The organism is Vibrio sp. 10N.222.54.A3 (assembly GCF_041474095.1).
GTDB classification, from domain to species: Bacteria; Pseudomonadota; Gammaproteobacteria; order Enterobacterales; family Vibrionaceae; genus Vibrio; species Vibrio crassostreae_C.
In genome coordinates, this window is the sequence record NZ_JBFRTN010000015.1 from 17,735 (window position 1) to 40,770 (window position 23,036).

Below are 23,036 nucleotides of genomic sequence, written 5' to 3' on the forward strand. Positions count from 1 at the left end.
TTATCTGTCTGACAATACATTATGTTAGACAATATCCATAGAGAACAAAAGCTGAGAGATTGATTTACTTAGGAATTGTAGCGTGTTTGTAATCACTTTATAAGCACTTGGTTTCAATTAACATATTGATACACTTTGGCCAGTTATAATTGATATTCCTCGGACAATGGTAACAGAGGTGTTACGTAAATTTTATGCTGTTCAAATACTAATAAGTGACGGTATAACCATGCGTAAAAAGTTGATCCTTACTGCTCTTGCAAGCTCTCTTATTCTTGCTGGGTGTGGGCAAGATGCTCAAAATGCCAAGCAAGCACCTTTACCTCTCGTAGCTGTACAGGATGTTAGCGTTGTTTCTCACCAGCAAAGTAAGTCGTATATCGGTCGTATAGAAGCCGTTGAAGACACGGCTATTACAGCGCAGGTTTCTGGCTACCTACAAAGCCGTCATTTTAATGAAGGCCAAATGGTTGAAAAGGGTCAATTGCTTTATTCGATTGAACCTTCTTCGTTTGAAGCCGAAGTAGCAAGCGCAAAAGCGTCTGTTGCTCAAGCGAACGCGAACCTTAAAAAAGCTGAGCTTGATTTTAATCGTGGTAAAAACCTACTTCCGAAAGGCAGTATCTCTCAATCTGAATTCGATGCATTAACCGCAAACTTGTTAGGTTCTCAAGCACAGCTTGAAGCAAGCCAAGCACAGCTTAATGCTGCGAATGTTCAGCTTTCTCATACCAAAATCATCGCGCCTTTCTCTGGCCGTATTAGCGATACCAAAGTGAGCACGGGTGATCTGGTTTCGCCGTCTTCAGGTGTACTGACGACTTTGGTTAGCCTAGACCCAATCCACGCATCGTTCAGCATCAGTGAGCGAGAGCGTATTGAGCTGGGTATGGACCGCATCGAAGGCGATGGCAGCAGCGACTCTGCAGGTGTTGAAGTTCAGATCATGCTTGAGAACGGTGAAGCGTTCGAACATCTAGGTCAGCTTGACTTCTTGGGCAACCGTATCAACCTTAATACTGGTACGATCGCGATGCGTGCGATTGCTGATAACCCGAATCAGCAACTACTTCCAGGCCAACACGTTCGCGTTGATCTACGTGAAAAACAACCTATTGATGTTGTGACTATTCCTCGTCGTGCAGTGCAAACCGACCTCGAAGGCGACTTCGTGATGGTATTAGTTGAAGGAGAAGCCGAACCCGTTGCTGAGCGCAGAAACATCGAAATGGGTCGTCAGGTTGAAGGTAGTGTGATTGTTCATTCCGGTCTGGAGAAGAATGACACAGTGATCACTCAAGGCTTACAGCGTGTTCGCAATGGTATGTCTGTTCGCATTCAAGCTTCTGTTGAACAAGCTGAGTAAGGGGCGTAGTTATGTTGAGTCGTTTCTTTATTCAAAGGCCTAAGTTTGCCCTTGTCATATCCATAATCTTAACGCTGGCGGGTGCGATTTCTCTCGCTATCTTGCCAGTGGCGGAATATCCAAAAATCAGCCCGCCTTCTGTAAGTGTTACCGCATTCTACACAGGTGCAAGTGCTGAAGTAGTAGAACAGGCGATAGCCGACCCCATAGAAACGTCGGTTAACGGCGTTGAAGATATGATCTACATGTCTTCTAAAAGCGCTAACGATGGTTCATACAACCTTAATGTGACCTTTGATGTTGGTACTGACCCAGATATGGCTCAGGTCAACGTTCAGAACCGAGTTGCTCAAATCGAATCGAAGCTTCCGCAAGAAGTTCGAATGGTGGGTGTCACCGTTAAAAAGCGTTCACCAGACCTTTTGATGGTATTGAACTTCTATTCGCCAAACGGTGAGTACGACGATCAATTCTTGATCAACTACGTTAACCTAAACATTAAAGACCAACTGGCTCGTGTGAAGGGCATCAGTGAAGTTAACGTGTTGGGTGGTGGTGAATACGCGATGCGTGTTTGGTTAGATCCTGAGAAAATGGCTAACCTCAATATCACCACTTCAGACGTGAATCGCGCGTTGGCAGAGCAGAACGTTCAAGTTGCTGCAGGCCGTATTGGTGCTGCACCTTATAACAACGCACAAGAAGTGCAGTTCAACTTGGTAACAAAAGGCCGATTAGAAACAGCTGATGAGTTTGAAAATGTTGTTCTTCGTGCAACTCAAGACGGTTCAACGGTTTACTTAAAAGACATTGCACGTGTTGAGCTTGGTAAAAAGTTCTACGACGGTAATGGTAAATACCGTGGTCAAGATGCGTCGATCGTAACGCTGTCACTTCAATCAGACGCTAACGCGCTGGAAAGTGGCAAAGCTGTGATGGCGATGCTGGAAAACTTAAGCAAGAACTTCCCAGAAGGCGTGGCGTATGAAGCAAGTTACGACACTACACTGTTTGTTGCTGAGTCGATCAAAGGGGTAGTAAAGACCTTAATCGAAGCCATCTTGCTGGTTATTGCGGTAACGTACCTGTTCTTGGGTAGTGCGCGTGCAACCTTGATTCCTGTAGTTGCGATTCCGGTATCTTTGATTGGTACGTTTGCCATCATGCAGATGACGGGTTTCACCATCAACACGGTAACCCTGTTTGGTTTGATACTAGCGATTGGTATCGTAGTAGATGATGCGATCTTGGTTATCGAGAACGTTGATACCACAATGGCTAAAGACCCAACCATTTCACCGCGTAAAGCCACGCTTATTGCGATGAAAGAAGTAACGGGGCCGATCATTACGTCGACCTTGGTTCTACTTGCGGTATTCATCCCTGTTGCAATGCTTCCTGGTATTACTGGCATCATGTACCGTCAGTTCGCTCTGACTATCTGTATCGCGGTTGTTATCTCTTCAATTAACGCATTAACGCTATCACCTGCATTGTGTTCACTGGTTCTTAAGCAGGGTGGTGGTAACACGGCGCGTTGGTACCAAGCATTTAACCGTGGTCTAGAGTCTGTTACTAACAAATACGGTCAAGTGGCTGGCTTCTTAGTTAAGAAAGGCGTTCTGCTGTTCACTTTCTTCTTTGTGGCTTTGGCGGCTGTGACTTATTTTGCGAAGACAACGTCTACGGCGTTTGTACCTCAAGAAGATAAAGGCATTTTGCTGGTTAACGTTCAGCTTCCTGACGCGGCATCCTTGTCTCGAACCGAAGAAGTGACTAAGCAGCTGCTTGAAATGGTTGAACAAGAGCCGGGTGTTGATGGCGTAACACTGGTTAACGGCTACGCATTTATGACGGGCGCTTCTGCGTCGAATGGTGCGTCAATGTTCATCAAGCTTCACGATTGGGACATGCGTAATGCACTGGATGGTCAACACTCTGCTCAGGCTATCTCACAGCGTATTAATGGTCGTGCTGCGACTGAACTTCCTCAAGCTGTCGTGTTTGCGATGGGGCCTCCAGCAGTACCGGGTATGGGTGCAGCGTCTGGTTTTGAATTCGTTCTTGAAGATACGCTAGGCCGAAGCCGAACTGATCTAGCGATGGTTATGAATGACGTGATTGCAGAGGCCGCTAAACAGCCCGAGATTTCACATACATTCAGTACCTTCCGTGCCAATGTACCGCACTACTATGTCGACATTGACCGTGAGAAAGCGCAGCAATTAGGTATTCCGTTGTCGGAAATTTTCCAAACACTACAAGGTAACCTTGGTTCGTTGTACGTGAACGACTTCACCATGTTTGGTAAGAACTTCCGCGTAACCATGCAAGCTGACAGTGAACACCGTAGCAGCATGGACGACCTACAACGATTCCACGTTCGTTCGTCTAATGGCGAGATGATCCCGTTAAGCACATTGGTGACTTACGATCAGATCTTCGAACCAGATGTAGCATGGCGTTACAACATGTACCGCAGTGCCGTGATTCAAGGTCAACCTGCAGAAGGTTACTCAAGTGGTGATGCGATTGCGGCAATGGAACGCGTAGCTGCAGAAGTATTGCCTCAGGGGTATCAGTACGAATGGACAGGCATGGCTTACCAAGAAGTACTAGCAGGTAACCAAGCGATCTTTGCTTTCGCACTGGCTCTGATCTTCATCTACCTGTTTATGGTGGCTCAATACGAGAGTTGGACAATTCCGATTGCGATTATCCTCGTGGTACCTGTCGCAACCTTAGGCTCCTTCTTGGCATTGAATCTAACGGGCACTCCGCTGAACCTTTATGCACAAATAGGTTTGGTTCTCTTGATAGCCTTGGCCGCGAAGAACGCAATCTTGATTGTGGAATTCGCAAAGGTAGAGCGTGAAGAGAAAGACGCACCGATTGAAGATGCGGCGGTGAAGGGCGGTACTTTACGTTTCCGTGCTGTGAACATGACGTCTTGGTCGTTCATCTTAGGTATCTTCCCGCTTATCTTTGCTGCGGGCGCAGGTCACGTGAGTCAGAACTCTTTGGGTATTTCACTGATCGGCGGCCTGTTATGTGTGTTACTGGCGGGTACGTTCCTAATCCCTGGCTTCTACGCATTCGTGCAACGTAAGCGTGAGAAAGCACACGGTGGTAATACCAAGCTGGTTCCGCTTGATGACGAATAGGGGATTGAGTGTCTTGTAAGATTCGTCTCTTACAAGACCAACCCTCGGAAAACTAATTCCTTGTAAAAACTAAGGTTTAGCATTGCGCTAAGCCTTTTTTTATTCCACTTATGAATAAAAACGCCTTTTATATAAACAAATGTTTGTCATGTGATAGAGCTAACACTCTAATTTGGGTTTTGTAATAAAATGATGTTTTATTGGTAAGTATATGTTTAATATGATTTTAACAAGGTTCAGCTAACGGTTGTATGCTCGAAAACATTTGCACAATAGTGTGAAGTGTTTCAAAATTACGAAGTTATATTGAAATTTTTTGTGCATTGAGGTTCTTATGAAAGTCATTGATTTATTTAAACACCGAGGCGATAGCATGTCTTCGCAACACTCAGAGTTTATGCAATGGATGTCTCCAGCTCTTAGAGATTACTGGGGCGACTTTCTTAATCGTACGCAAAATAGCCATTTCTTTGCGTGGGTTCGTGATCACCACAAACCTGCTGTCAATGAAGATGCACCAGAGATGCCGGTGGAACAGCCGATCGTACTTAAGCCAGAAGCACAACTTGTGTTTGATGAGCTTAATCAACAGATCGGTGAAGTCATCCATACTGGCGACTGGATCAATGTAAGTCAAGACCGTATTAACCAGTTCGGCCTTGTTACTGAAGATATGCAGTGGATTCACACTGAGCCTGAAAAAGCGGAAACAGCCTCTCCGTTCAAAACAACCATCGCACATGGTTTTTTAACTTTATCTCTGCTTCCTCGATTGACTGACAGTGTTGACCCTGACAAGTCTCAATTCCCAACAGCGAAGATGGTCGTAAACATTGGTCTTAACCAAGTACGTTTCCCATACCCTGTTAAATCGGGCAGTAATGTTCGTGCTAAAAGTACGCTAACAAAAGTAACGCCAATTAAGAAAGGCCTAGAGATTGAACGCGAAATTCGCGTCGAAATCGAAGGTATTCGTCGTCCTGGCGCTGTGATCGTTTCAGTGATTCAACTTCACTTCTAAACGAACCATATAGATTCCAAAAAAAGAGAGAGCTTAATGCTCTCTCTTTTTTTTCATAAGATAAAACTCACTCACTTATTTAATGCGAGTGTAGCCGTACTCTTCGATAAGGTCTTGCCCTTGCTTTGACTTCACGAACTTGATGAAGTCTTTGCTCTCGTCAGAAACTGAGTCTGTCTTGTGCAGCAACAAGAATGGGCGAGCCAATTCATAGCTGTGGTTAGCAATGTTCTTAGATGTTGGCTCTACGCCTTCAAATGTAATTGCTTTAATCGAACGGTCGATTGAACCAACAGAGATAAAACCAATCGCGTGTGGGTTATGGTTAACAATCGTTTTAACCATGCTGTTGCTGTTTACAACCAAGTTATTTGGGTTGATGTCAGACACTAGACGGTCATTAATGATCTTCGTTAAACCAAGCAAGCTTTCGAAGCTATAGCGTGAGCCAGAAGACGCTTCGCGAGTGACAACTGCGATAGGCTGATCTGCGCCACCCACAGCTTTCCAGTTCGTGATTTTGCCTTTGTAGATATCGAACAGCTGCTCACGTGTAACGTTGCTTACAGCGTTTGAGCGGTTAGTTACTACAGCTAGGCCGTCAAAGGCAATTGGAAATACCTTCAACTTCTCGTCTTGTTCGCGGTCGGTTAAATAACGCGAGCTCATACCGATGTCAGAGACACCTTTATTAACCATGGTAATACCTGCTGTAGAACCAATGCCCTGAACCGCAATATAGTTATCAGGGTGAGTCTTGTTGTACTCCTCAGCTAATACATCCATCACTCGTGATACTGAAGTGGAGCCCGAAATAGTGGTTTCTTGTGCTAAAGCAGCATGAGAAGACAGGGCTAAGGATAAAAGAGAGGCAAGCGCGACTCGTAACATAAACAACTCCTAGTTAATAACATTTGTCGCATATGATAGGTCGGTTATATGACACTTTTGTGAAATTCCATACTCTCGATGTATAGCTGTTCGCTTGATGAGTCGTTGCTTTCTGGGTTTCCGAAAGCAAGATTCGTTTCTGGGAGCAGGGCAGGTATTTTGATTACGCTTGTTCGCTAAAATGTTTGTTGAGTCCTAAGCTAAGTAGAGGAATTCACTACTTAGAAGTTTCTATGAAGTTTCTATGAAGTTACAAGGGGTGTTATGTCCGTCATTCATATCGAGCTGAATCGTCTTTTAATTGGGGCCGAGAGGCTCTGTACATCTCGAAATCGAAGTTTACCTGTCGAGCTAGGCAAATCCCTATATGAAGAGTGTGAGGGTGGTGTGCTGTTTTCTCAGGCGCATTATCTACTCGACTCATCTCACAGTGATTATACAAACGAGATCGTCTGCGTGACTTTTGATGAGTCGCTGTCTTGTTGGTTAGTGATGGTGCCGCTTGAAGGGGATGTCGAAACCGACTCTGTGAATTGGGGGCCGTATCCGTACCTTCCTAAATCGAAGGATCTTGATGCTATTTTGGCGGAAATAGAAAAAGACCCTAAATCGTACTTCTGGTCATAGTCACTCTGTTTTCACGTTTGCTGGTGGCCTGCTCGCAAAGCTGAATCAATGAGTATCAAAACTCAACCACGGAATCCCAAAGCCAAATCATCTCATCCCACACCCAAGTGGCTTAATATTGAAGCCACTTGGTTTACACCAGTTCCCAACTAAGACGTCCACATCAATCTATCGCTTTGTTTCTTTAAACTTGCGGCTTTACGCTCTGCAGTTGTGCTTGTGCCACTAGCGATCGGAAGTCTTTTGGTGTTTTTCCGTGATACGTTTTAAAGGCCGTGCTGAAGTGAGCGGCACTTTTAAAGCCTGACTCATACGCGATTTGAGTGATCGACTTATCCGATGTTCTTAGCTGAGTGGCTGCATGAGCAATACGTTTTATCTTTAATAAGTTTGAGAACGACAGATCTTCAGCCGATAAGCGACGTTTAAGCGTAGCCGGTGACATTCCCATGTAACTGGCGAGCGTATCCAAAGAGATATTGTTTTCAATGTTTTGCTCGATGTAATGAATGACTCTTTGGGTCACGGTTAACCTTGAAGCTCGAGCAATAATAGCCAATAGAGCTGGGTACTGTTCCACCATCAAAGACAGCAAACTTAAGCCTAATTGAGTGAGTGCGTAGTCATTCTGAGAAGAAGAGTTGGCCAGTGACATGATGAGATCTTTCAACTGACAGAGCTCAGTATCCGTTTGATTGAACTTAATGTACTTGTCTGGGATTCGAGCGGACTCTAAATCGCTGAACTGATTAATGAACTTTTGAAAGATAGCCAAATCAAAATCTAAGCAGGTTGCGCTGAATTCGCCATTTTCAGTGTTAACCGTGATGTCTTTAATCTGACCAGAATTGTAAAGGGTGAAATCTCCCGCTTGCAACGAGGCTTGAGTACCATTGGGCAACACAAAAGAAATGCTGCCTTTCGACACTATAAAGATACCGTTTTTAGAGGCAGGATAACGTTCTCGTCTCCTGGGAATGAAGTTTCTGAACTGAGTAACTGTGATTGATGACATAGTGAGCTTCTTTGACGTTGTAAATTGATTGCTTATTGATTGTTTTTTTTAAGTATTGTTTAAGCATGAGACATTTACAAAAAAGGCGCTAATAATTAGCGCCTTTAGAAGTGAACCTTTGAAGCTTTTGACCTTGATAGCTTTGACCTTGAAAGCCGAAACCTTGAAAGCTGTAGCTGTTAACGCCTTTAAGCTTCGGTTTCGTTTGTCGTTTCAGGCTCGCTAGGCAAGTCCGCAAATACTTGAGTAGGTTTTGCTACTAAGTTACGGTTTTCCTGATTAACTTCAGAGAGAACTACTTCTAAAACGTCTCCCAGTTTGTATACCATTTCTTTATCGATAGATACAGTACCCATATCACCGTTGCACTCTATTCTTTCTTTATTATTAAGAATGAGAGATCCAGGGATAAATGCAGCAGCACCATTTTCAAGTAAACGTACACGCATACCTGCACGGTTAATATCGAAAATCTCAGCTTGGAAACGAGTTTCTTCTGCTGGAGCATTGGCTAGAGTGCGAGCATACAACCAATCGCCAACATTACGCTCAGCCATGCCGTGGTGACGGCGGTGCAGGGCAAGTTCATCACCGATAGTTTCATCTGGTGTTTGAATTGGCGCTTTACCTAAGATGTGTGCTTTAAGCATACGGTGGTTAATCATGTCGCCATATTTACGAATTGGAGAAGTCCAAGTTGCGTAAATATCTAATCCCATCGCGTAGTGCGGTGCAGGCTCATTGCTGATCTCGCTATACGCTTGGAATTTACGAATACGGTTGTCGTAGTAGCTGTTATCTAAAGAACCTAACCAACGACGTAGAGTAGCAAAACCTTCTAGAGAAATGATTTGCTCTTCAGTGAACGGCGTTTCCGCTTGCGGGTTTACCAGTTCAAGAACGTCGGAGATTTTCTCAGCCTTGAAACCAGAATGGCAGTTAAACACACCTTGGTTGAAGCTCTCTTTTAGTACTCGGCCCGCACAGATGTTCGCGCTGATCATTGATTCTTCAACCAGCTTGTTTGCGCTACGACGCATGTCAGCGTGGATAGCGACAACATCGTTATCTTCGCTCAGTTCAAAGCGGTAGTCAGGGCGATCTGGGAACACAACAGCGTTTGCTGAGCGCCATGCTGAACGTGCTTGAGCAAATTGGTGAAGATCAGAAACAATTGCAGCAATCTCTTCTGATGGTTGCCATTTCTCTGATGCACCTGTTTCTAGCCAGTCTGATACGTTGTCGTAAGCAAGACGAGCATGAGATTTGATGTTTGCAGCGAAGAAGTTAATGTCATCACCGATAACGCCATCTTTAGATACCGTTACTGTGCAGCAAAGTGCAGGACGAACTTCGTTCTCGATCAGTGAACATAGGTTGTCAGCAAGATCACGAGGCAACATTGGGATGTTGCGACCAGGAAGGTAGATAGTGAAACCGCGCTCGCGTGCCACTTTATCCATCGCATCATCTGGAGAGATGTAAGCCGTTGGATCAGCAATTGCGATAGTCAGTTCAAAATCACCGTTCTCTTTCTTCTTCGCGTAAAGCGCGTCATCCATATCTTTTGTGCTTTCGCCATCGATAGTCACAAAAGGGACGTGCGTCATGTCTACACGTTCAAGATCGGCGTCATCGTTGATTAGCCAGTTGTCGATGCCTTCAGGCTCGCTGTTTGGTAGATCGTTTTGTGCCAGCGTTACCCACCAAGGTGCAATCTTGTCGTCAGCGTCTGTGATTTTCTCAGAGATCTGAGCCAAGAAACCATTGTCACCTTTTAATGGGTGTTGAACGATATGAGCAACAACCCAGTCACCTTCTTTAAGCGTTTCAGGGTTTAGACCCTTCATTGCTTTCGCTTTAAGTTGCAGTTTTTTGAGCTGCGGGTGATCAGGAACAACGTTCAATCGGCCTTTGAAAAGCTTAACTCGTGCAATAAAGCGAGTAAGACCTTGTTCAACCAATTCCTCAGGCTCTGCTACTTCGCGCTCTTTCTCTGTGCGAATGATGGCAATCACCTTGTCACCGTGCACACATTTCTTCATGTACGGAGGCGGGATAAAGAAGCTTGTTTTGCTATCAACTTCGAGAAAACCAAAACCTTTTTCAGTGGCTTTGATGGTACCTTCCTTTTTAGGGAGGGTTTCTTGGATTTGCTGCTTGAGCTGAGCGAGTAGAGGATTATCTTGAAACATTTTGACTTTTATCTATCGAGGACAATTGAGCACACTATAATCATTGCGAGGCTTGATTACTACTTAAAGGCGAAGTGAGCGTTAATTAATTGCCCTCTTATTTAACTAGGTCAATTTGCTAGGAGATGGGTGCTGTGACGAGATATTCATCAAGTTTTGACGATATGATAACCAGTATTGATGTAAAAGCGAAAAATATGTGATGTATTTCAATTTTTTCTGGATTTTTTTATGCATTTAGGGAATAATCCGCCTCCCTTAGACGTCCCTAATGGCTTGAAGTGTTTTATTACTGCTTCGTAACTCTGAATGGAATCAGTATCTGATTGGATCAGTATTGGAATTGATAGAGCTCCCGGGACCTTTTGTTTACTTATATATAGTGGGATCCCAATGTCCGAATCTGTAATTCAATTTAATGAATTAGCCCTAAACGATAACATTCTTTCAGCTCTTGATAGCATGGGTTTCGTTTCTCCGACTCCAATCCAAGCAGCAGCTATTCCTCTTCTTCTTGAAGGCCGTGACGCACTAGGTAAAGCACAGACTGGTACTGGTAAAACAGCAGCATTCTCTCTGCCTTTACTTAACAAAATCAACCTGAACCAACACAAACCACAAGCAATCATCATGGCTCCTACTCGTGAGCTAGCGATTCAAGTTGCTGCGGAAATCAAAAACCTTGGCCGTGATATCAAAGGTCTTAAAGTTATTGAAATCTACGGTGGTGCTTCAATTGTTGACCAAATGCGTGCTCTAAGCCGCGGTGCTCACATTGTTGTTGGTACTCCAGGTCGTGTTAAAGACTTACTAACTCGTGACCGTCTACACCTAGATGAAGCACACACATTTGTTCTTGATGAAGCAGATGAAATGCTGAAAATGGGCTTCGTAGATGACGTTACTTGGATCCTAGAGCAAGCTCCAGAATCTGCACAACGTGTACTTTTCTCTGCAACTATGCCTCCAATGGTTAAGACTATTGTTGACCGTTACCTACGTAACCCGGCTAAAGTTGACGTTGCTGGTACTAACCACACAGTTGATAAAGTAGCGCAGAACTTCTGGGTTGTTAAAGGCGTAGAAAAAGACGAAGCAATGTCTCGTCTTCTAGAAACCGAAGAAACTGACGCGTCAATCGTATTCGTACGTACTCGTCAAGACACTGAGCGTCTAGCTGATTGGCTATCTGCACGTGGCTTCAAAGCTGCTGCACTGCACGGTGATATTCCTCAGTCTCTACGTGAGCGTACTGTTGATCACATCAAACAAGGTGTTATCGACATCCTAGTTGCAACTGACGTTGTAGCTCGTGGTCTTGATGTTCCACGTATCACTCACGTATTCAACTACGACATCCCATTCGATGTTGAATCTTACATCCACCGTATTGGTCGTACTGGCCGTGCTGGACGTAAAGGTAAAGCGATCCTACTAGTTCGCACTAACCAAATTCGCATGCTTCGCACAATCGAGCGCGTAACTAAGTCTCAAATGGAAGAAATTCAACTTCCTCTACGTGACCAAGTTGCTGCTGCACGTGTTGCTAAGCTTGGCGCTGAACTTGAAACTGAGAAAGAAAGCAAAGCACTAGAAAACTTTGCAGGTCTTATCTCTACTCTTCAAGAGTCTCTAGAAGTTGATGCTGCTACTCTAGCTGCAATGCTTCTTAAGCGTCAGCAAGGTAAGAGCCCACTATTCTACGTTGGCGAAGACCCAATGATCGCTGCTATTGAGCGTGATAAGAACCGTCGCAAAGAGCGTCGTGAAGATCGTGACAACGGCCGTGACGGTGGTGGTCGCAACTTCAATACTCAAGATTGGGATACTTACCAACTACAAGTTGGCCGTGAGCAAGGCGTTCAGGTTAAAGACATCGTTGGCGCACTAGCAAACGAACTTGGCCTAACTAAAGGTTCTATCGGTGCTATCAAGCTAGACCAAGGTTCTACTTACGTTCAACTGCCAAAAGCAATGAACTCTGAAACTGCTGGTAAGCTAAGCAAACTTCGCATTCGTCAAAAAGAAGCTGGCGCTGTAGTTGTTGATTTCAATGACTTCCGTGAGCCTCGTCGTGGCGGCGGCGGTCGTGATGGCAACCGTGGTGGCAACCGTGGCGGTCGTGATGGTGGCGGCTACCGTGGTAACCGTGAAGGCGGCAACCGCGAAGGTGGTAACCGTGAAGGCGGTCGTGGTGGATACCGTGGCAACCGTGATGGTGCTCGCGATGGTAACTCTGCTGGCGGACGTGATGGCGAACGTCGTTTCGACCGTAACCGTGGTGGCGATCACCGTGGTAACTTCCGTGGCGAACGTGGCCATGGTAACGGCAATGGCGGTGGTAACCGTGGTCGTCGTCCAGAGCGCAACGAAGGTTAATCAACCTGTCGCTTAGACGCTTTAGGTCTAGACACTGAATTTAAAAGCCGAGCGTAATGCTCGGCTTTTTTGTGCCTGTTATTTGAACTTAAGCTTTGGTTGGCTCGATATTCGTAGCTAACTTACTTTAATCAAGCTTCGTTCCTGTAACTATGCTTCGTCCATGAAACTAAGCATCGCGCCTAGAACGAATGTTAGTGCCAAAACTTAGTTGTATCGCGTTCTAAGCCTATACCAAAAGAACGTGCTACAAGATGCTGAAACAAAGAGTGAAGGCTATCTAAGCGTCGTTACAGTGCATCTATTCGTAGAGTTGTGCTCGAAGGCAATCAAAATAAGATCAGATCACTATTCTCAACTTCAGTGAGCTTTTTGATGCAAACACTGAGCAATTGAGAAATCGAGCAAAAAGTTATCGGTAATGATAAGCAGACGACAGGGAAGGGTGGTTGTTTTTCAAGCGGATCACCTGCATTTGTTCAAGTCGCTTTAATTAACTGAATCAAGTTAAAAATAACGTGAGCACTCGTTTGCGTCACCTGTTCATTAATTTTCTTATTCAACTATTTTTTAATTCCGCTCTCGAAATAAATAATTTAATGACCAAGATCAACTTAATTGTGTTCATTTAGTGATTTTTTCAAAACAAAAGTTGAAAGATTCAAAAATTATTGAATAATGGACTTAACTAAAATTGAAGTAAACACTTCATCCAATTCGTACTGAAACAGGATCCATATCCAATGTCTAATTCGTTTGTTCTGGTTATTAACTCGGGTAGTTCATCCCTAAAATTTGCTGTAATCGATTCTGTTTCTGGTGAAGCAGTATTAAGTGGCCTAGGGGAGTGTTTTGGTCTTGAAGATGCTCGTATGAGCTGGAAATTCCAAGGCGAGAAAACTGAAATTGCCATTCAAGGTGAAGATAACCACCACAAAATTGCCATTGGCAAATTGGTTGGCCTGATGGAAGACCTAGGCTTCACGGCTGATATCGTGGCTATCGGTCACCGTATCGTACACGGCGGTGAGAAGTTCACTCAAACGGTTCGCATTACTGAAGAAGTAACGAACGAAATTGAAAGCCTATCTGACCTAGCTCCACTTCATAACCCAGCAGGTGCTATCGGTATCCGTGCTGCAATTGAAGCTTTCCCTTCTCTACCTCAGTTCGCTGTATTTGATACTGCTTTCCACCAAACAATGCCTCAACGTGCATTCACTGGTGCAATCGCAAAAGAGCTATACACAGACTTCGGCGTACGTCGCTACGGTTTCCACGGCACTAGCCACTACTTCGTTAGCCGTGAAGCTGCGAAGATGGTTAACAAGCCAATCGAAAAATCGAGCTTCATCTCTGTTCACCTAGGTAACGGCGCATCTGTATGTGCTATTAAAGATGGTAACAGTGTTGATACTTCTATGGGCTTCACACCACTTTCAGGCCTAATGATGGGCACACGTTGTGGTGACCTAGACCCTGGCATCATCGAATACCTACTTAAGAAAGGCTGGTCACAAGAGCAAGTATTTAACTCTCTAAACAAGGAGTCTGGCTTCCTTGGCGTGTCTGGTCTTACGAGCGATGCTCGTGGCATCTTAGAAGCAATGGAAGAGGGCCATGAAGGCGCTAAGCTTGCGTTTGAGGTGTTTACTTACCGCGTATCAAAATACATTGCTTCTTACCTTGCAACGCTAGATTCTTTAGACGGCATCATCTTCACTGGTGGTATCGGTGAGAACTCTCTACCAATTCGTCGTGAAATCCTAAACAACCTTAAGATTCTAGGTTTCGTTGAAGATGTAGCAGGTAACGAATCTGCTCGCTTTGGTGCTGAAGGCATCATCGGTAAGTCTGAAATGCTAAACGCATTAGCAATGGTTATCCCAACCAATGAAGAATTCGTGATTGCTCAACAGTCGGTAGAACTACTGTAATTTACTTTAAAAACAGATGGTTAAAAGCGAGCTTAGTGCTCGCTTTTTTTGTGCTCATATGTTGGATAGACCATCGCAAAGCACGCGAATGCCGAGCACTCATCGCTCCCTACATTGACTGCTGCAATTCACTTTTTAGCTCCAAACTAGTGAGGTTAGTGTTGGCTTGTTTATGCCCAGACTTTTCTAAGCGCGATCATTGCTTGCCCCATTTCATATATGGAATCCACGTATTTACAAAGTGATTTTGGCAATAAAAGTTAAGATGCGGTCGTATATTCGGCTTCTTATTGAAGGAGCTACCCTCTAGCCTTTGATGTTTTGCGCACCTACTGTCCTTATCGCGCTAGCAGCTTTTTACAGCATGACAGAATGGCCAGGTTCTCAGTAGGTTGGTCTTACCTTTTATGCATCATCATTTTGTAAAATTTAAAAATTTGGTAGTGATTAATGAGTGAGTAATACTGGTTTATATTCAGTCTCATACCGAAGCATTGCCCACGCAGTACGTACCACTTTGTTAGCCAGTGCAATGCAGGCCTTCTTGATGCCGATACGATCTATGATGCTCCTCAACCAAGCGTCCTTCTGAGTCTTCGGTTTTTCGGGTAGTCGCCCAACGTATGACATTGCGCCAAGATAAAGAAGCGAGCGTAGCTCCTTCACACCACCGCATTTATCGATCCCAATCATAAAAACTTTGCCTCCTGAACTGTGCTGTTTAGGTGTAAGACCAACAAATGCTGAAGCTTGTCTTCCATTCTTGAACTGCTTTCCATCACCAAGAGTTGTATAGAGCATCGCAGCAGTTTTTTCACCAACCCCTTCAATGCCCATTAATCGTTGGCACGGCTCTATCTGACGGGTTAAAGCATTTTTCTCTTTTTCGAATGCGATGAGTTTTGCTTTAAGTTCTTTATATTGCTCCCAAAGCATCGACAGAACGGATACGACATTGGAGGGTATTGGTGTATCGCCATCAAGCACGGTTTGAACCGACGCTTTTAAGCCTTTTTCACCTCTAGGGTTTGCTATCCCGTAGCCCAAAATTGTCCCTCTAATGTGAAGAGCTAGGGAAACAACACTACGAGATAAGAATCTACGGCTAGTTTCTAAAGAATGCATAGCTTGTTGTTCCAATGACTTTGGACGACTGTACTTGATACCAATTTGTATAGCGGCGTTAGCGATGGCGAGAGCATCATTATGATCCGTTTTATGACCTTCTAGGTATCCTTTCACCTTCTTAGGGTTAATGATTCGGACTTCATGCCCAAGTTTTTCTGCTAATTGCCCCTAGTAATGGCAACCGCAACAACCTTCCATGGCGACAATCGAAGGCTTAGCCTTTGCCAAGAACTCTTTCATCTTCTGGCGACTCAGAGGTTTATTGGACATTAGCTCACCATGAATGCTGATATGGCAGGCTTGAAGAACATTTTTTGCTAAGTCGATAGCGATAACATTTTTAGTCAACATATTGGAACCCTCGGTTTTTTCTCACACTCCTAAGTCTAGATTGCTAAGGAGGGAGTGGATTCCATACATCACGTTAAAGTATTTACTCATTCCAGAGTAAGATCGCAGTCGTTCCTTAGGATATGTAATGTGACCAGCCATAGATGCAGGCAATATCAATTTATAGGATCTCATCGTCATCCCAATCCCAGTCAATTTGGGAAATGTCACGGGAGACTTTGTGTAAATACCACCCGAGCAAAGCGACAATAGAAAGGATTAAAACTATAAAGGTTAAAAGCATATCCTACCCTTAGAGTTTGTATGAGACGTAACTACTAGGCTTACCATGGCAATTGAGTGCCATCGTAGACAAAAAATGAACCTGAATGCTTAAGTTTTAAATTGTCGATAACATTAAGCATGCCTGTAACACTCTCTTTTACTGTTACCTTGCCTTCCTTTCCGCCCATATCGGTTTGTACCCAACCAGGATGAATTGCCATAGTCTTCACGCCCTCATCGGACAGTTCACAGGCCAGAGATTTAATTATTTGGTTGAGAGCGGCTTTTGATGCGCGATAACTGTATCGACCACCAGAGCGGTTGTCATCGATGCTAGCGAGTATCGAGGTCATCCCGATGATGGTTCTATCTTCGCCAGCAAGAATATTATTAAGTAAAGCTTGCGTGATTAACATGGGCGCAATGGTGTTGACCTTTAATACATTTATCCACTCTTTTTGCCCCATGTTGCCTAGGCTTTCACATTCATCTCCGCTCACTCCTGCGTTATGAATAAGTACATCAATAGGTTGCTCTTTAAACACCTCAGTTAAAGCGAGAATATCTGTTTCATGACTAACATCTAGAGCATAAGGGCGAATGGTTGAATACTGTTGTGCTAACAGGGTTAACTCATGCGCTGAATCAATATCGCGACAGCAAGCGATGACCTTGTAATGTCGCTGTGCATATTGCTTTGCAAGCTCTAATCCTAAGCCACGATTAGCTCCAGTAATAAAAACGGTTTTCATTGAGTGCCTCTTATCAGTTTCAATCTTGTCTAATACCAATCAATATAAGTTGCGAAAAGCTGGCCAATGCTGCTGCATTGACCAGCTCTAAGGGTAAAAGTCGTGTTTATTTCATTAATACATTTTTACCATTAACTTTCTGCACGCTTATCAAGACGGCCACTAAAGCGGGTCAAAGCAAGCGCTATCAGTACAACTACTGCACCTACCCAAGGTGTATGCATTAAGCCTGCTTCAGCGACAACCATCCCTCCGCCCCATGAACCAAGTGCAATACCAACGTTAAAGGCGGCAATGTTTAAACCGGAAGCAACATCCACTGCATCTGGTGTATATTTTTCAGCAAGTTTCACTACATATACTTGTAAACCTGGAACATTACCGAATGCAAATGCCCCCCAAACTAAAATCGTGGCTACCGCGGCAATAGGATTAACGGCGGTAAAATTGAACACGATAAGCACAGCTGCAAGACCAGTAAAAATAATGCTAAGGGCTTTTATTGGGCCCATTTTATCGGCCATTTTTCCGCCCCAAATATTACCAATCGCAACTGAGACTCCATAAACCAACATAATTAAACTAATTGCATTCGCACTAAAGCCAGTTTCTTGCTGCAAAATAGGAGCAAGGAAAGTGAATGCTGTAAAAGTGCCGCCATAACCCAGTGCAGTAATCGCATAAACCAGTAATAATCTAGGTTGAGTTAATACCTTAAGCTGCGATGAAAGCTTAGCTGCAGCAGGTTGTTTTAAGTTATTTGGTACTAAGAAAGCACTACCAATTAATGCGATTAAACCTAATAGCGCAACAACTAAGAAGGTTGATTGCCAGCCAAAGGTTTGACCTATGTATGTCCCAAGCGGCACGCCTGTGACTAACGCCACGGTTAAACCAGTGAACATAATCGCAATGGCGCTGGCGGCTTTTTCTTTTGGTACCAGACCGGTAGCAATGGTTGAACCAATGGAGAAAAATACACCATGGGCTAAACCTGTCAAAATACGAGCGATAATCAGGGTGTTATATCCAGGTGCTTGCCATGCAACTAAGTTACCGACAACAAACAGTGACATGACGGTAATCAATACGTGTTTACGATTCCACTTTCCTGTTAAAGCCGTTAAAACCGGGGCGCCAATGGCAACACCAAGTGCATAAAGGCTAACCAGCAAGCCTGCTGAAGGCAGTGATATATTTAGGTCGGAAGCCATGGTCGGGAGTAGCCCCACGATCACAAACTCCGTTGTTCCTATAGCAAAGGCGCTGAGCGTCAATGCAAGAAGTGCTAAAGGCATAATATTTACTCTCTGTTGTTTGAAAATGACCAGCAATAGCCGATGTATTGGTCGCTATGCCGTCGCGTTGTTAATTGATGGGGGGCATTTTGCATTAAAGATGTTTTGTGAAAAACAGAGGTTTTTACAAATGATATTTGTTATAAATGCAATAAAGCTGATGGGCGATTGGATAAAGTTGAGGGAAATAGCATGCGAACAAAATCTGATGATTTAGCCATTTTACTAGCTGTAGTCGATACAGGAGGTTTTTCAGCGGCAGCAGAGAGCCTAGATATCCAAGTCGCGCGAGTATCCAGAGCGGTCAGTAAAGTGGAGAGTCAACTTGGGGTCACTATTCTAAACCGAACCACTAGACGTATTGAATTAACCGATGAAGGACGCCAGTTCATTGACTCTGTGCGGGTGGGATTAATGCAATTACAGCAGGCGGAAGAAGATATTATTTCCCGTGGGGAATTGCCCAAAGGCCGTTTACGTGTCGACGCGGCTAGTCCGTTTGTGTTTCATCAACTGGTGCCATTGGTGCAGTCATTTAATCAAGCCTATCCCGATATTGAGCTAGAAATAACCTCCAATGAAGGCATTGTGGATTTACTAGAAAAGAAAACCGATTTAGCAATTCGGATTGGTACGTTGAGCGATTCTACGCTACATGCTCGGTCGCTGGGTCGAAGCCCCTTGTATATTGTGGCTTCACCAGAATATATCTCAAAACGCGGGCTCCCCACTAAAAGCAGCGATCTTGCTCAGCATAATCTCATTGGATTTGTCGCCCCCAAAATTTTGAATGACTGGCCTTTAAAAGGTTTTACCCAACTAGACGCTTTGATGTCATCAAGTAATGGCGAAACCATTCGACAAATTGTGTTGGCAGGAAATGGCATTGCATGTCTATCAGGGTTTATGGTGAATAAAGATATTGCCGAAGGACGTTTAATCTCGCTGTTGGAGAGCGAAAAAATCAGTCATCCACGAAGAGAACAAGTCAACGCTGTGTATTATAAGACTTCTTCTGTGGCCAAGCGGATCTCCGCTTTTATTGATTTTATTAAGCCAAAGCTAACCCTGTAACCCGCTTAAACAAGCTGATTGTTGCAATTTATACAAATATTATTTGCCTTTATTGCTATAAATGATTGGTGACTCATTTGCTAGTATGCCCTTATCAAATGAAGAGGGCTCAACTATGTCACTATCACTATTTAAACCATTCACATTGGGTGGACTCACACTCAAAAACCGCATTGTCATGCCACCGATGACGCGTTCAAGAGCCAGTCAGCCTGGTGATGTCGCAAATGACATGATGGCAACCTATTACGCTCAGCGTGCCAGTGCAGGATTGATTGTGTCTGAAGGTACGCAAATTTCAGCGACGGCAAAAGGCTATGCATGGACCCCAGGTATTTACACACCTGAGCAGATCGCAGGCTGGCGTAAAGTAACTCAAGCAGTGCATGCAGAAAATGGCGCAATTTTCGCTCAGCTCTGGCATGTGGGCAGAGTCACTCACACAGATAACATCGGTGGTGAGCAACCGATTTCTTCATCAGCGTTAAAAGCGGAAAACGTAAAAGTATTCGTTGATAATGGCAGTGATGAACCAGGTTTTGTTGATGTCGTGCAGCCTAGAGCAATGACAAAAGCAGATATTCAACAAGTCATTGCAGATTATCGTCAAGCGGCATTGAATGCGATTGAAGCAGGTTTTGATGGCATTGAACTGCATGCGGCGAATGGTTATTTGATCAACCAATTCATTGACTCCGAAGCTAACAACCGCAGTGATGAATACGGCGGTAGCCTGGAAAATCGTCTTCGTTTTCTTGATGAAGTCGTTGCAGCAATGGTGGACGCAATTGGCGCTAACCGCGTTGGTGTGCGCTTGGCACCTTTAACAACCTTAAATGGTACTGTTGATGCTAACCCTATTGAGACTTATACCGCTGCCGCAGCGTTACTCAATAAACATCATATCGTGTACCTACATATTGCTGAAGTCGATTGGGATGATGCACCAGATACACCCGTCTCATTCAAACGTGCAATGCGCAATGCTTTTCAAGGCGTGCTGATCTACGCAGGTCGTTATAATGCGGAAAAAGCAAAGCAAGCTATTGATGACGGACTGGCTGATATGATCGGCTTTGGTCGACCTTTTGTGGCGAATCCCGATCTTCCTGAACGTCTACTTCACGGCTACCCATTGGCAGAGCATGATCCAAACACCTTGTTTGGTGGTGGTGAGAAAGGTCTGATTGATTATCCAACGTATAAAGCTTAAGGGGGTAAGTATGTTTAAGGTATTTAAAGGTCACGGACTTGAGACTAGAAACCGTATCGCGATGGCGCCGATGACTCGTTCACGCACGTCTCAACCTGGTGATGTACCAAACGAGATGATGGCAACCTACTACCGTCAGCGTGCCAGTGCTGGACTCATTGTATCAGAGGGCACCCCGATCTCAGCGGCTGCACGAGGTTATTCGATGACTCCGGGCATTTATACCCCAGAGCACATCGAAGGCTGGAAAAAAACCACCCAAGCTGTGCATCAAGAAGGCGGGAAAATATTTACTCAACTTTGGCATGTGGGGCGACGCAGTCATTCTGATATTTCAGGTACTAAGCCGTTAGCCCCATCAGCGATTAAAATCCCAGATCAAGTATTTGGCCCACTAGCTGAAGGTGGCTTTGGGATGATTGAAACTGAAACGCCACGGGAGATGACGCTGCAAGACATTAAGAGCACGATTGCGGATTTTGTACAAGCGGGCAAAAACGCCATTGAAGCTGGTTTTGATGGCGTGGAAATTCATGCTGCGCATGGTTACTTGTTTGATACCTTTTTACGCTTAGAAAGCAACCAAAGAAGTGATCAATATGGTGGCAGCCAAGAGAATCGTATGCGCTTTCTGGTTGATACCTTACAAGCACTTACTGACGAAATTGGTGGGGAAAGAGTTGCGGTTCGTCTGTCTCCTCATATCGGAGAGGGTTTTGCTGGGGATGATGTTGAAATTGTTCCGCTAACGTTAGCATTGCTGGAAAAACTACAACCGATGAACCTTGCGTATGTGCATTTTTCAGAAAACATATCACGCTATGTAGAGGTACCTGAAGAGTTTCGCCAACAAGTTCGCCGAATATACTCAAACCCAATCATGGTTGCTGGAAAGCTGACCAAGCAATCAGCGCAACAGTTACTCGACAAGCAGTATGCTGATTTCGTTGCCTTTGGTACCCCTTTTGTAACGAACCCAGATTTAGTCGCCCGTTTGGCCAATGATAACCCACTGGCCGAGTTTGATGCTGACGCAAGACTCACCTTGTATGGTGGCGGAGCCGAAGGCTACATCGATTATCCTACTTATCAGGCATAGCAAAACTAGGCATCAAGGACTAACCACTCCTTGGTGCCTTCTCCTTTCTTTAAGCAAACGAGAATGCGATGGAACCCTATCAAATTTGGCAATATCAAACAGAGACACACAGTGTTATTTTAGGTAAGGCTGAAATACCAGCTTTAGATGACAATGAAATCTTAGTACAAAACAAAGCGATTGGTATAAACCCTGTCGATTGGAAATTTATTAAAGCCAATCCTCTAAATTGGCCGAATGGTCATGTTCCTGGTGTTGATGGTGCAGGCGTCATCGTACACGTAGGCTCTAAAGTTGACACCAGTCTCATTGGGCGTCGAGTGGCGTATCATGGCTCACTAAATCGCCATGGTAGCTATGCTGAATATACCGTTTTGAATGCTGAGCGGGTGATGACGCTGCCAGAGAGCCTATCGTTTGAACTTGCTGCTGCACTGCCTTGTCCGATGCTTACTGCGTGGCAAGCATTTGAAAAAATTCCATTAACCCGGCAAAGAGAAGTGCTTGTCGTTGGTTTTGGCGCGGTGAATAATTTATTATCCCAGTTCCTTCTCGATGCGGGTTATATCGTTGATGTTGTCTCAGCGAGTCTGAGCGAAGAGCGAGCCCAAAAGCTAGGTATTCGCCAAGTTTATCGAGAACAATCTCAAATCGACATGCAATACTTCGCCATTTTTGATGCCGTGAGTGGCGAAAATGCCGCCCATTTAGTACCACTGTTAAGAGCGAATGGACATATTGTCTGCATTCAAGATCGTATTGCTAAACCCATTGACCCGCCATTTACTCGCACTATTTCTTACCACGAAATAGCCCTTGGCGCGTTACATGATTTTGGTGATAAACAAGATTGGCATGCATTAATGCAAAATGGTGAAGCGCTGCTTGAGCGTATTGAAAATGGGAGTGTTGAAGTTAGTATTCCTGTCACTTTTAAATTCGAGCAGATGCTTGATGCGTTGAAACACAGTGAAACCACAAAACGAAAAACCGTGATTACATTGAGTTAGACTGCGCAATTTATCCTTTTGCTGGGAGTCACATAGCGCTTACTTCCTACACTTTGCTTGGATAGTTGTTCTAATTGCTGATATTGAGTAAGACTCATCTTTGCAACGTCGTTTAAAATTGTGGTCTAAATAATTTTGACCACACTCTTACTAGCAGATGCGATACTAATAGCAATCCAACCAACGAAGAATTCGTGATTGCTCAACAGTCGGTAGAGCTACTGTAATTTACTTTAAAAACAGATGGTTAAA

General features: G+C 44.3%; 15 protein-coding genes and 1 pseudogene. 10 read left to right on the plus strand and 6 right to left on the minus strand.

Annotated elements, in window-relative coordinates; translation table 11 throughout:
• Positions 1-229: 229 nt before the first annotated feature.
• The 3 genes from AB4507_RS04045 to AB4507_RS04055 all read left to right on the plus strand — a co-directional run bounded on the left by AB4507_RS04045 (position 230) and on the right by AB4507_RS04055 (position 5,551).
• Positions 230-1,366, plus strand: a complete 1,137-nt coding sequence (locus AB4507_RS04045; protein WP_372182260.1) for an efflux RND transporter periplasmic adaptor subunit — start codon at positions 230-232, stop codon at positions 1,364-1,366.
• Positions 1,367-1,377: 11 nt separating this feature from the next.
• Positions 1,378-4,530, plus strand: a complete 3,153-nt coding sequence (locus tag AB4507_RS04050; protein WP_372146441.1) for an efflux RND transporter permease subunit — start codon at positions 1,378-1,380, stop codon at positions 4,528-4,530.
• Positions 4,531-4,864: 334 nt separating this feature from the next.
• Positions 4,865-5,551, plus strand: coding sequence for a MaoC family dehydratase (locus AB4507_RS04055; RefSeq protein ID WP_372182261.1), 687 nt, complete (start codon positions 4,865-4,867; stop codon positions 5,549-5,551).
• A gap of 75 nt (positions 5,552-5,626) precedes the next feature.
• Here AB4507_RS04055 and AB4507_RS04060 read toward each other — a convergent pair whose 3' ends face one another.
• Positions 5,627-6,442 carry a phosphate ABC transporter substrate-binding protein gene (locus AB4507_RS04060; RefSeq protein WP_017064361.1) on the minus strand — a complete coding sequence of 272 codons (816 nt, stop codon included), beginning with the start codon at positions 6,440-6,442 and terminating at the stop codon, positions 5,627-5,629.
• A gap of 264 nt (positions 6,443-6,706) precedes the next feature.
• Between AB4507_RS04060 and AB4507_RS04065 the strand changes: the two genes are divergently transcribed.
• Positions 6,707-7,069 carry a DUF3024 domain-containing protein gene (locus AB4507_RS04065; protein WP_017059495.1) on the plus strand — a complete coding sequence of 121 codons (363 nt, stop codon included), beginning with the start codon at positions 6,707-6,709 and terminating at the stop codon, positions 7,067-7,069.
• 184 nt (positions 7,070-7,253) lie between these two features.
• On the opposite strand, the gene AB4507_RS04070 is transcribed toward AB4507_RS04065, so the two are convergent.
• Both AB4507_RS04070 and rnb read right to left on the minus strand, forming a co-directional pair.
• Complete coding sequence (locus AB4507_RS04070; RefSeq protein ID WP_017064362.1) at positions 7,254-8,084, minus strand: AraC family transcriptional regulator; 831 nt, start codon at positions 8,082-8,084, stop codon at positions 7,254-7,256.
• A 188-nt stretch (positions 8,085-8,272) separates the two neighbouring features.
• Positions 8,273-10,279 (minus strand): exoribonuclease II, encoded by a 2,007-nt coding sequence (gene rnb / locus AB4507_RS04075; protein ID WP_017059497.1) that lies wholly within the window; start codon positions 10,277-10,279, stop codon positions 8,273-8,275.
• A gap of 309 nt (positions 10,280-10,588) precedes the next feature.
• Between rnb and AB4507_RS04080 the strand changes: the two genes are divergently transcribed.
• The gene (locus AB4507_RS04080; RefSeq protein WP_080582207.1) at positions 10,589-12,658 is read left to right on the plus strand and encodes a DEAD/DEAH box helicase; all 2,070 of its coding nucleotides are present in this window, start codon (positions 10,589-10,591) and stop codon (positions 12,656-12,658) included.
• Positions 12,659-13,401: 743 nt separating this feature from the next.
• On the plus strand, positions 13,402-14,595 hold the full coding sequence (locus AB4507_RS04085; RefSeq protein ID WP_104216294.1) for an acetate/propionate family kinase: 1,194 nt from the start codon (positions 13,402-13,404) through the stop codon (positions 14,593-14,595).
• Between the two features lie 447 nt (positions 14,596-15,042).
• Here the strand turns inward: AB4507_RS04085 and AB4507_RS04090 are convergent.
• The 3 genes and pseudogenes from AB4507_RS04090 to AB4507_RS04100 all read right to left on the minus strand — a co-directional run bounded on the left by AB4507_RS04090 (position 15,043) and on the right by AB4507_RS04100 (position 18,388).
• Positions 15,043-16,074, minus strand: a pseudogene (locus tag AB4507_RS04090) (IS110 family transposase).
• A gap of 323 nt (positions 16,075-16,397) precedes the next feature.
• A complete protein-coding gene (locus tag AB4507_RS04095) occupies positions 16,398-17,090 on the minus strand; it encodes an SDR family oxidoreductase (protein ID WP_372090655.1) in 693 nt (230 codons plus the stop codon).
• A 131-nt stretch (positions 17,091-17,221) separates the two neighbouring features.
• Complete coding sequence (locus tag AB4507_RS04100; RefSeq protein ID WP_029235440.1) at positions 17,222-18,388, minus strand: MFS transporter; 1,167 nt, start codon at positions 18,386-18,388, stop codon at positions 17,222-17,224.
• Between the two features lie 192 nt (positions 18,389-18,580).
• On the opposite strand from AB4507_RS04100, the gene AB4507_RS04105 reads away from it, so the two are divergent.
• The 4 genes from AB4507_RS04105 (at position 18,581) to AB4507_RS04120 (ending at position 22,784) form a co-directional block, all read left to right on the plus strand.
• Positions 18,581-19,462, plus strand: a complete 882-nt coding sequence (locus tag AB4507_RS04105; protein WP_017062691.1) for a LysR substrate-binding domain-containing protein — start codon at positions 18,581-18,583, stop codon at positions 19,460-19,462.
• Positions 19,463-19,577: 115 nt separating this feature from the next.
• Positions 19,578-20,675 carry an alkene reductase gene (locus AB4507_RS04110; protein ID WP_102321231.1) on the plus strand — a complete coding sequence of 366 codons (1,098 nt, stop codon included), beginning with the start codon at positions 19,578-19,580 and terminating at the stop codon, positions 20,673-20,675.
• A 10-nt stretch (positions 20,676-20,685) separates the two neighbouring features.
• Complete coding sequence (locus AB4507_RS04115; RefSeq protein ID WP_372130014.1) at positions 20,686-21,774, plus strand: alkene reductase; 1,089 nt, start codon at positions 20,686-20,688, stop codon at positions 21,772-21,774.
• Between the two features lie 68 nt (positions 21,775-21,842).
• Complete coding sequence (locus AB4507_RS04120; RefSeq protein WP_372182262.1) at positions 21,843-22,784, plus strand: zinc-binding dehydrogenase; 942 nt, start codon at positions 21,843-21,845, stop codon at positions 22,782-22,784.
• The last annotated feature ends 252 nt before the right edge of the window (positions 22,785-23,036 follow it).

What these genes read in the sequence shown, in the direction of transcription:
- AB4507_RS04060 (WP_017064361.1), bottom strand. Translation starts at nt 6,442, where the DNA reads ATGTTACGAGTCGCGCTTGCCTCTCTTTTATCCTTAGCCCTGTCTTCT.
- AB4507_RS04110 (WP_102321231.1), top strand. Translation starts at nt 19,578, where the DNA reads ATGTCACTATCACTATTTAAACCATTCACATTGGGTGGACTCACACTC.
- AB4507_RS04065 (WP_017059495.1), top strand. Translation starts at nt 6,707, where the DNA reads ATGTCCGTCATTCATATCGAGCTGAATCGTCTTTTAATTGGGGCCGAG.
- AB4507_RS04085 (WP_104216294.1), top strand. Translation starts at nt 13,402, where the DNA reads ATGTCTAATTCGTTTGTTCTGGTTATTAACTCGGGTAGTTCATCCCTA.
- AB4507_RS04095 (WP_372090655.1), bottom strand. Translation starts at nt 17,090, where the DNA reads ATGAAAACCGTTTTTATTACTGGAGCTAATCGTGGCTTAGGATTAGAG.
- AB4507_RS04055 (WP_372182261.1), top strand. Translation starts at nt 4,865, where the DNA reads ATGAAAGTCATTGATTTATTTAAACACCGAGGCGATAGCATGTCTTCG.
- rnb (WP_017059497.1), bottom strand. Translation starts at nt 10,279, where the DNA reads ATGTTTCAAGATAATCCTCTACTCGCTCAGCTCAAGCAGCAAATCCAA.
- AB4507_RS04105 (WP_017062691.1), top strand. Translation starts at nt 18,581, where the DNA reads ATGCGAACAAAATCTGATGATTTAGCCATTTTACTAGCTGTAGTCGAT.
- AB4507_RS04080 (WP_080582207.1), top strand. Translation starts at nt 10,589, where the DNA reads ATGGAATCAGTATCTGATTGGATCAGTATTGGAATTGATAGAGCTCCC.
- AB4507_RS04120 (WP_372182262.1), top strand. Translation starts at nt 21,843, where the DNA reads ATGGAACCCTATCAAATTTGGCAATATCAAACAGAGACACACAGTGTT.
- AB4507_RS04050 (WP_372146441.1), top strand. Translation starts at nt 1,378, where the DNA reads ATGTTGAGTCGTTTCTTTATTCAAAGGCCTAAGTTTGCCCTTGTCATA.
- AB4507_RS04115 (WP_372130014.1), top strand. Translation starts at nt 20,686, where the DNA reads ATGTTTAAGGTATTTAAAGGTCACGGACTTGAGACTAGAAACCGTATC.
- AB4507_RS04070 (WP_017064362.1), bottom strand. Translation starts at nt 8,084, where the DNA reads ATGTCATCAATCACAGTTACTCAGTTCAGAAACTTCATTCCCAGGAGA.
- AB4507_RS04100 (WP_029235440.1), bottom strand. Translation starts at nt 18,388, where the DNA reads ATGCCTTTAGCACTTCTTGCATTGACGCTCAGCGCCTTTGCTATAGGA.
- AB4507_RS04045 (WP_372182260.1), top strand. Translation starts at nt 230, where the DNA reads ATGCGTAAAAAGTTGATCCTTACTGCTCTTGCAAGCTCTCTTATTCTT.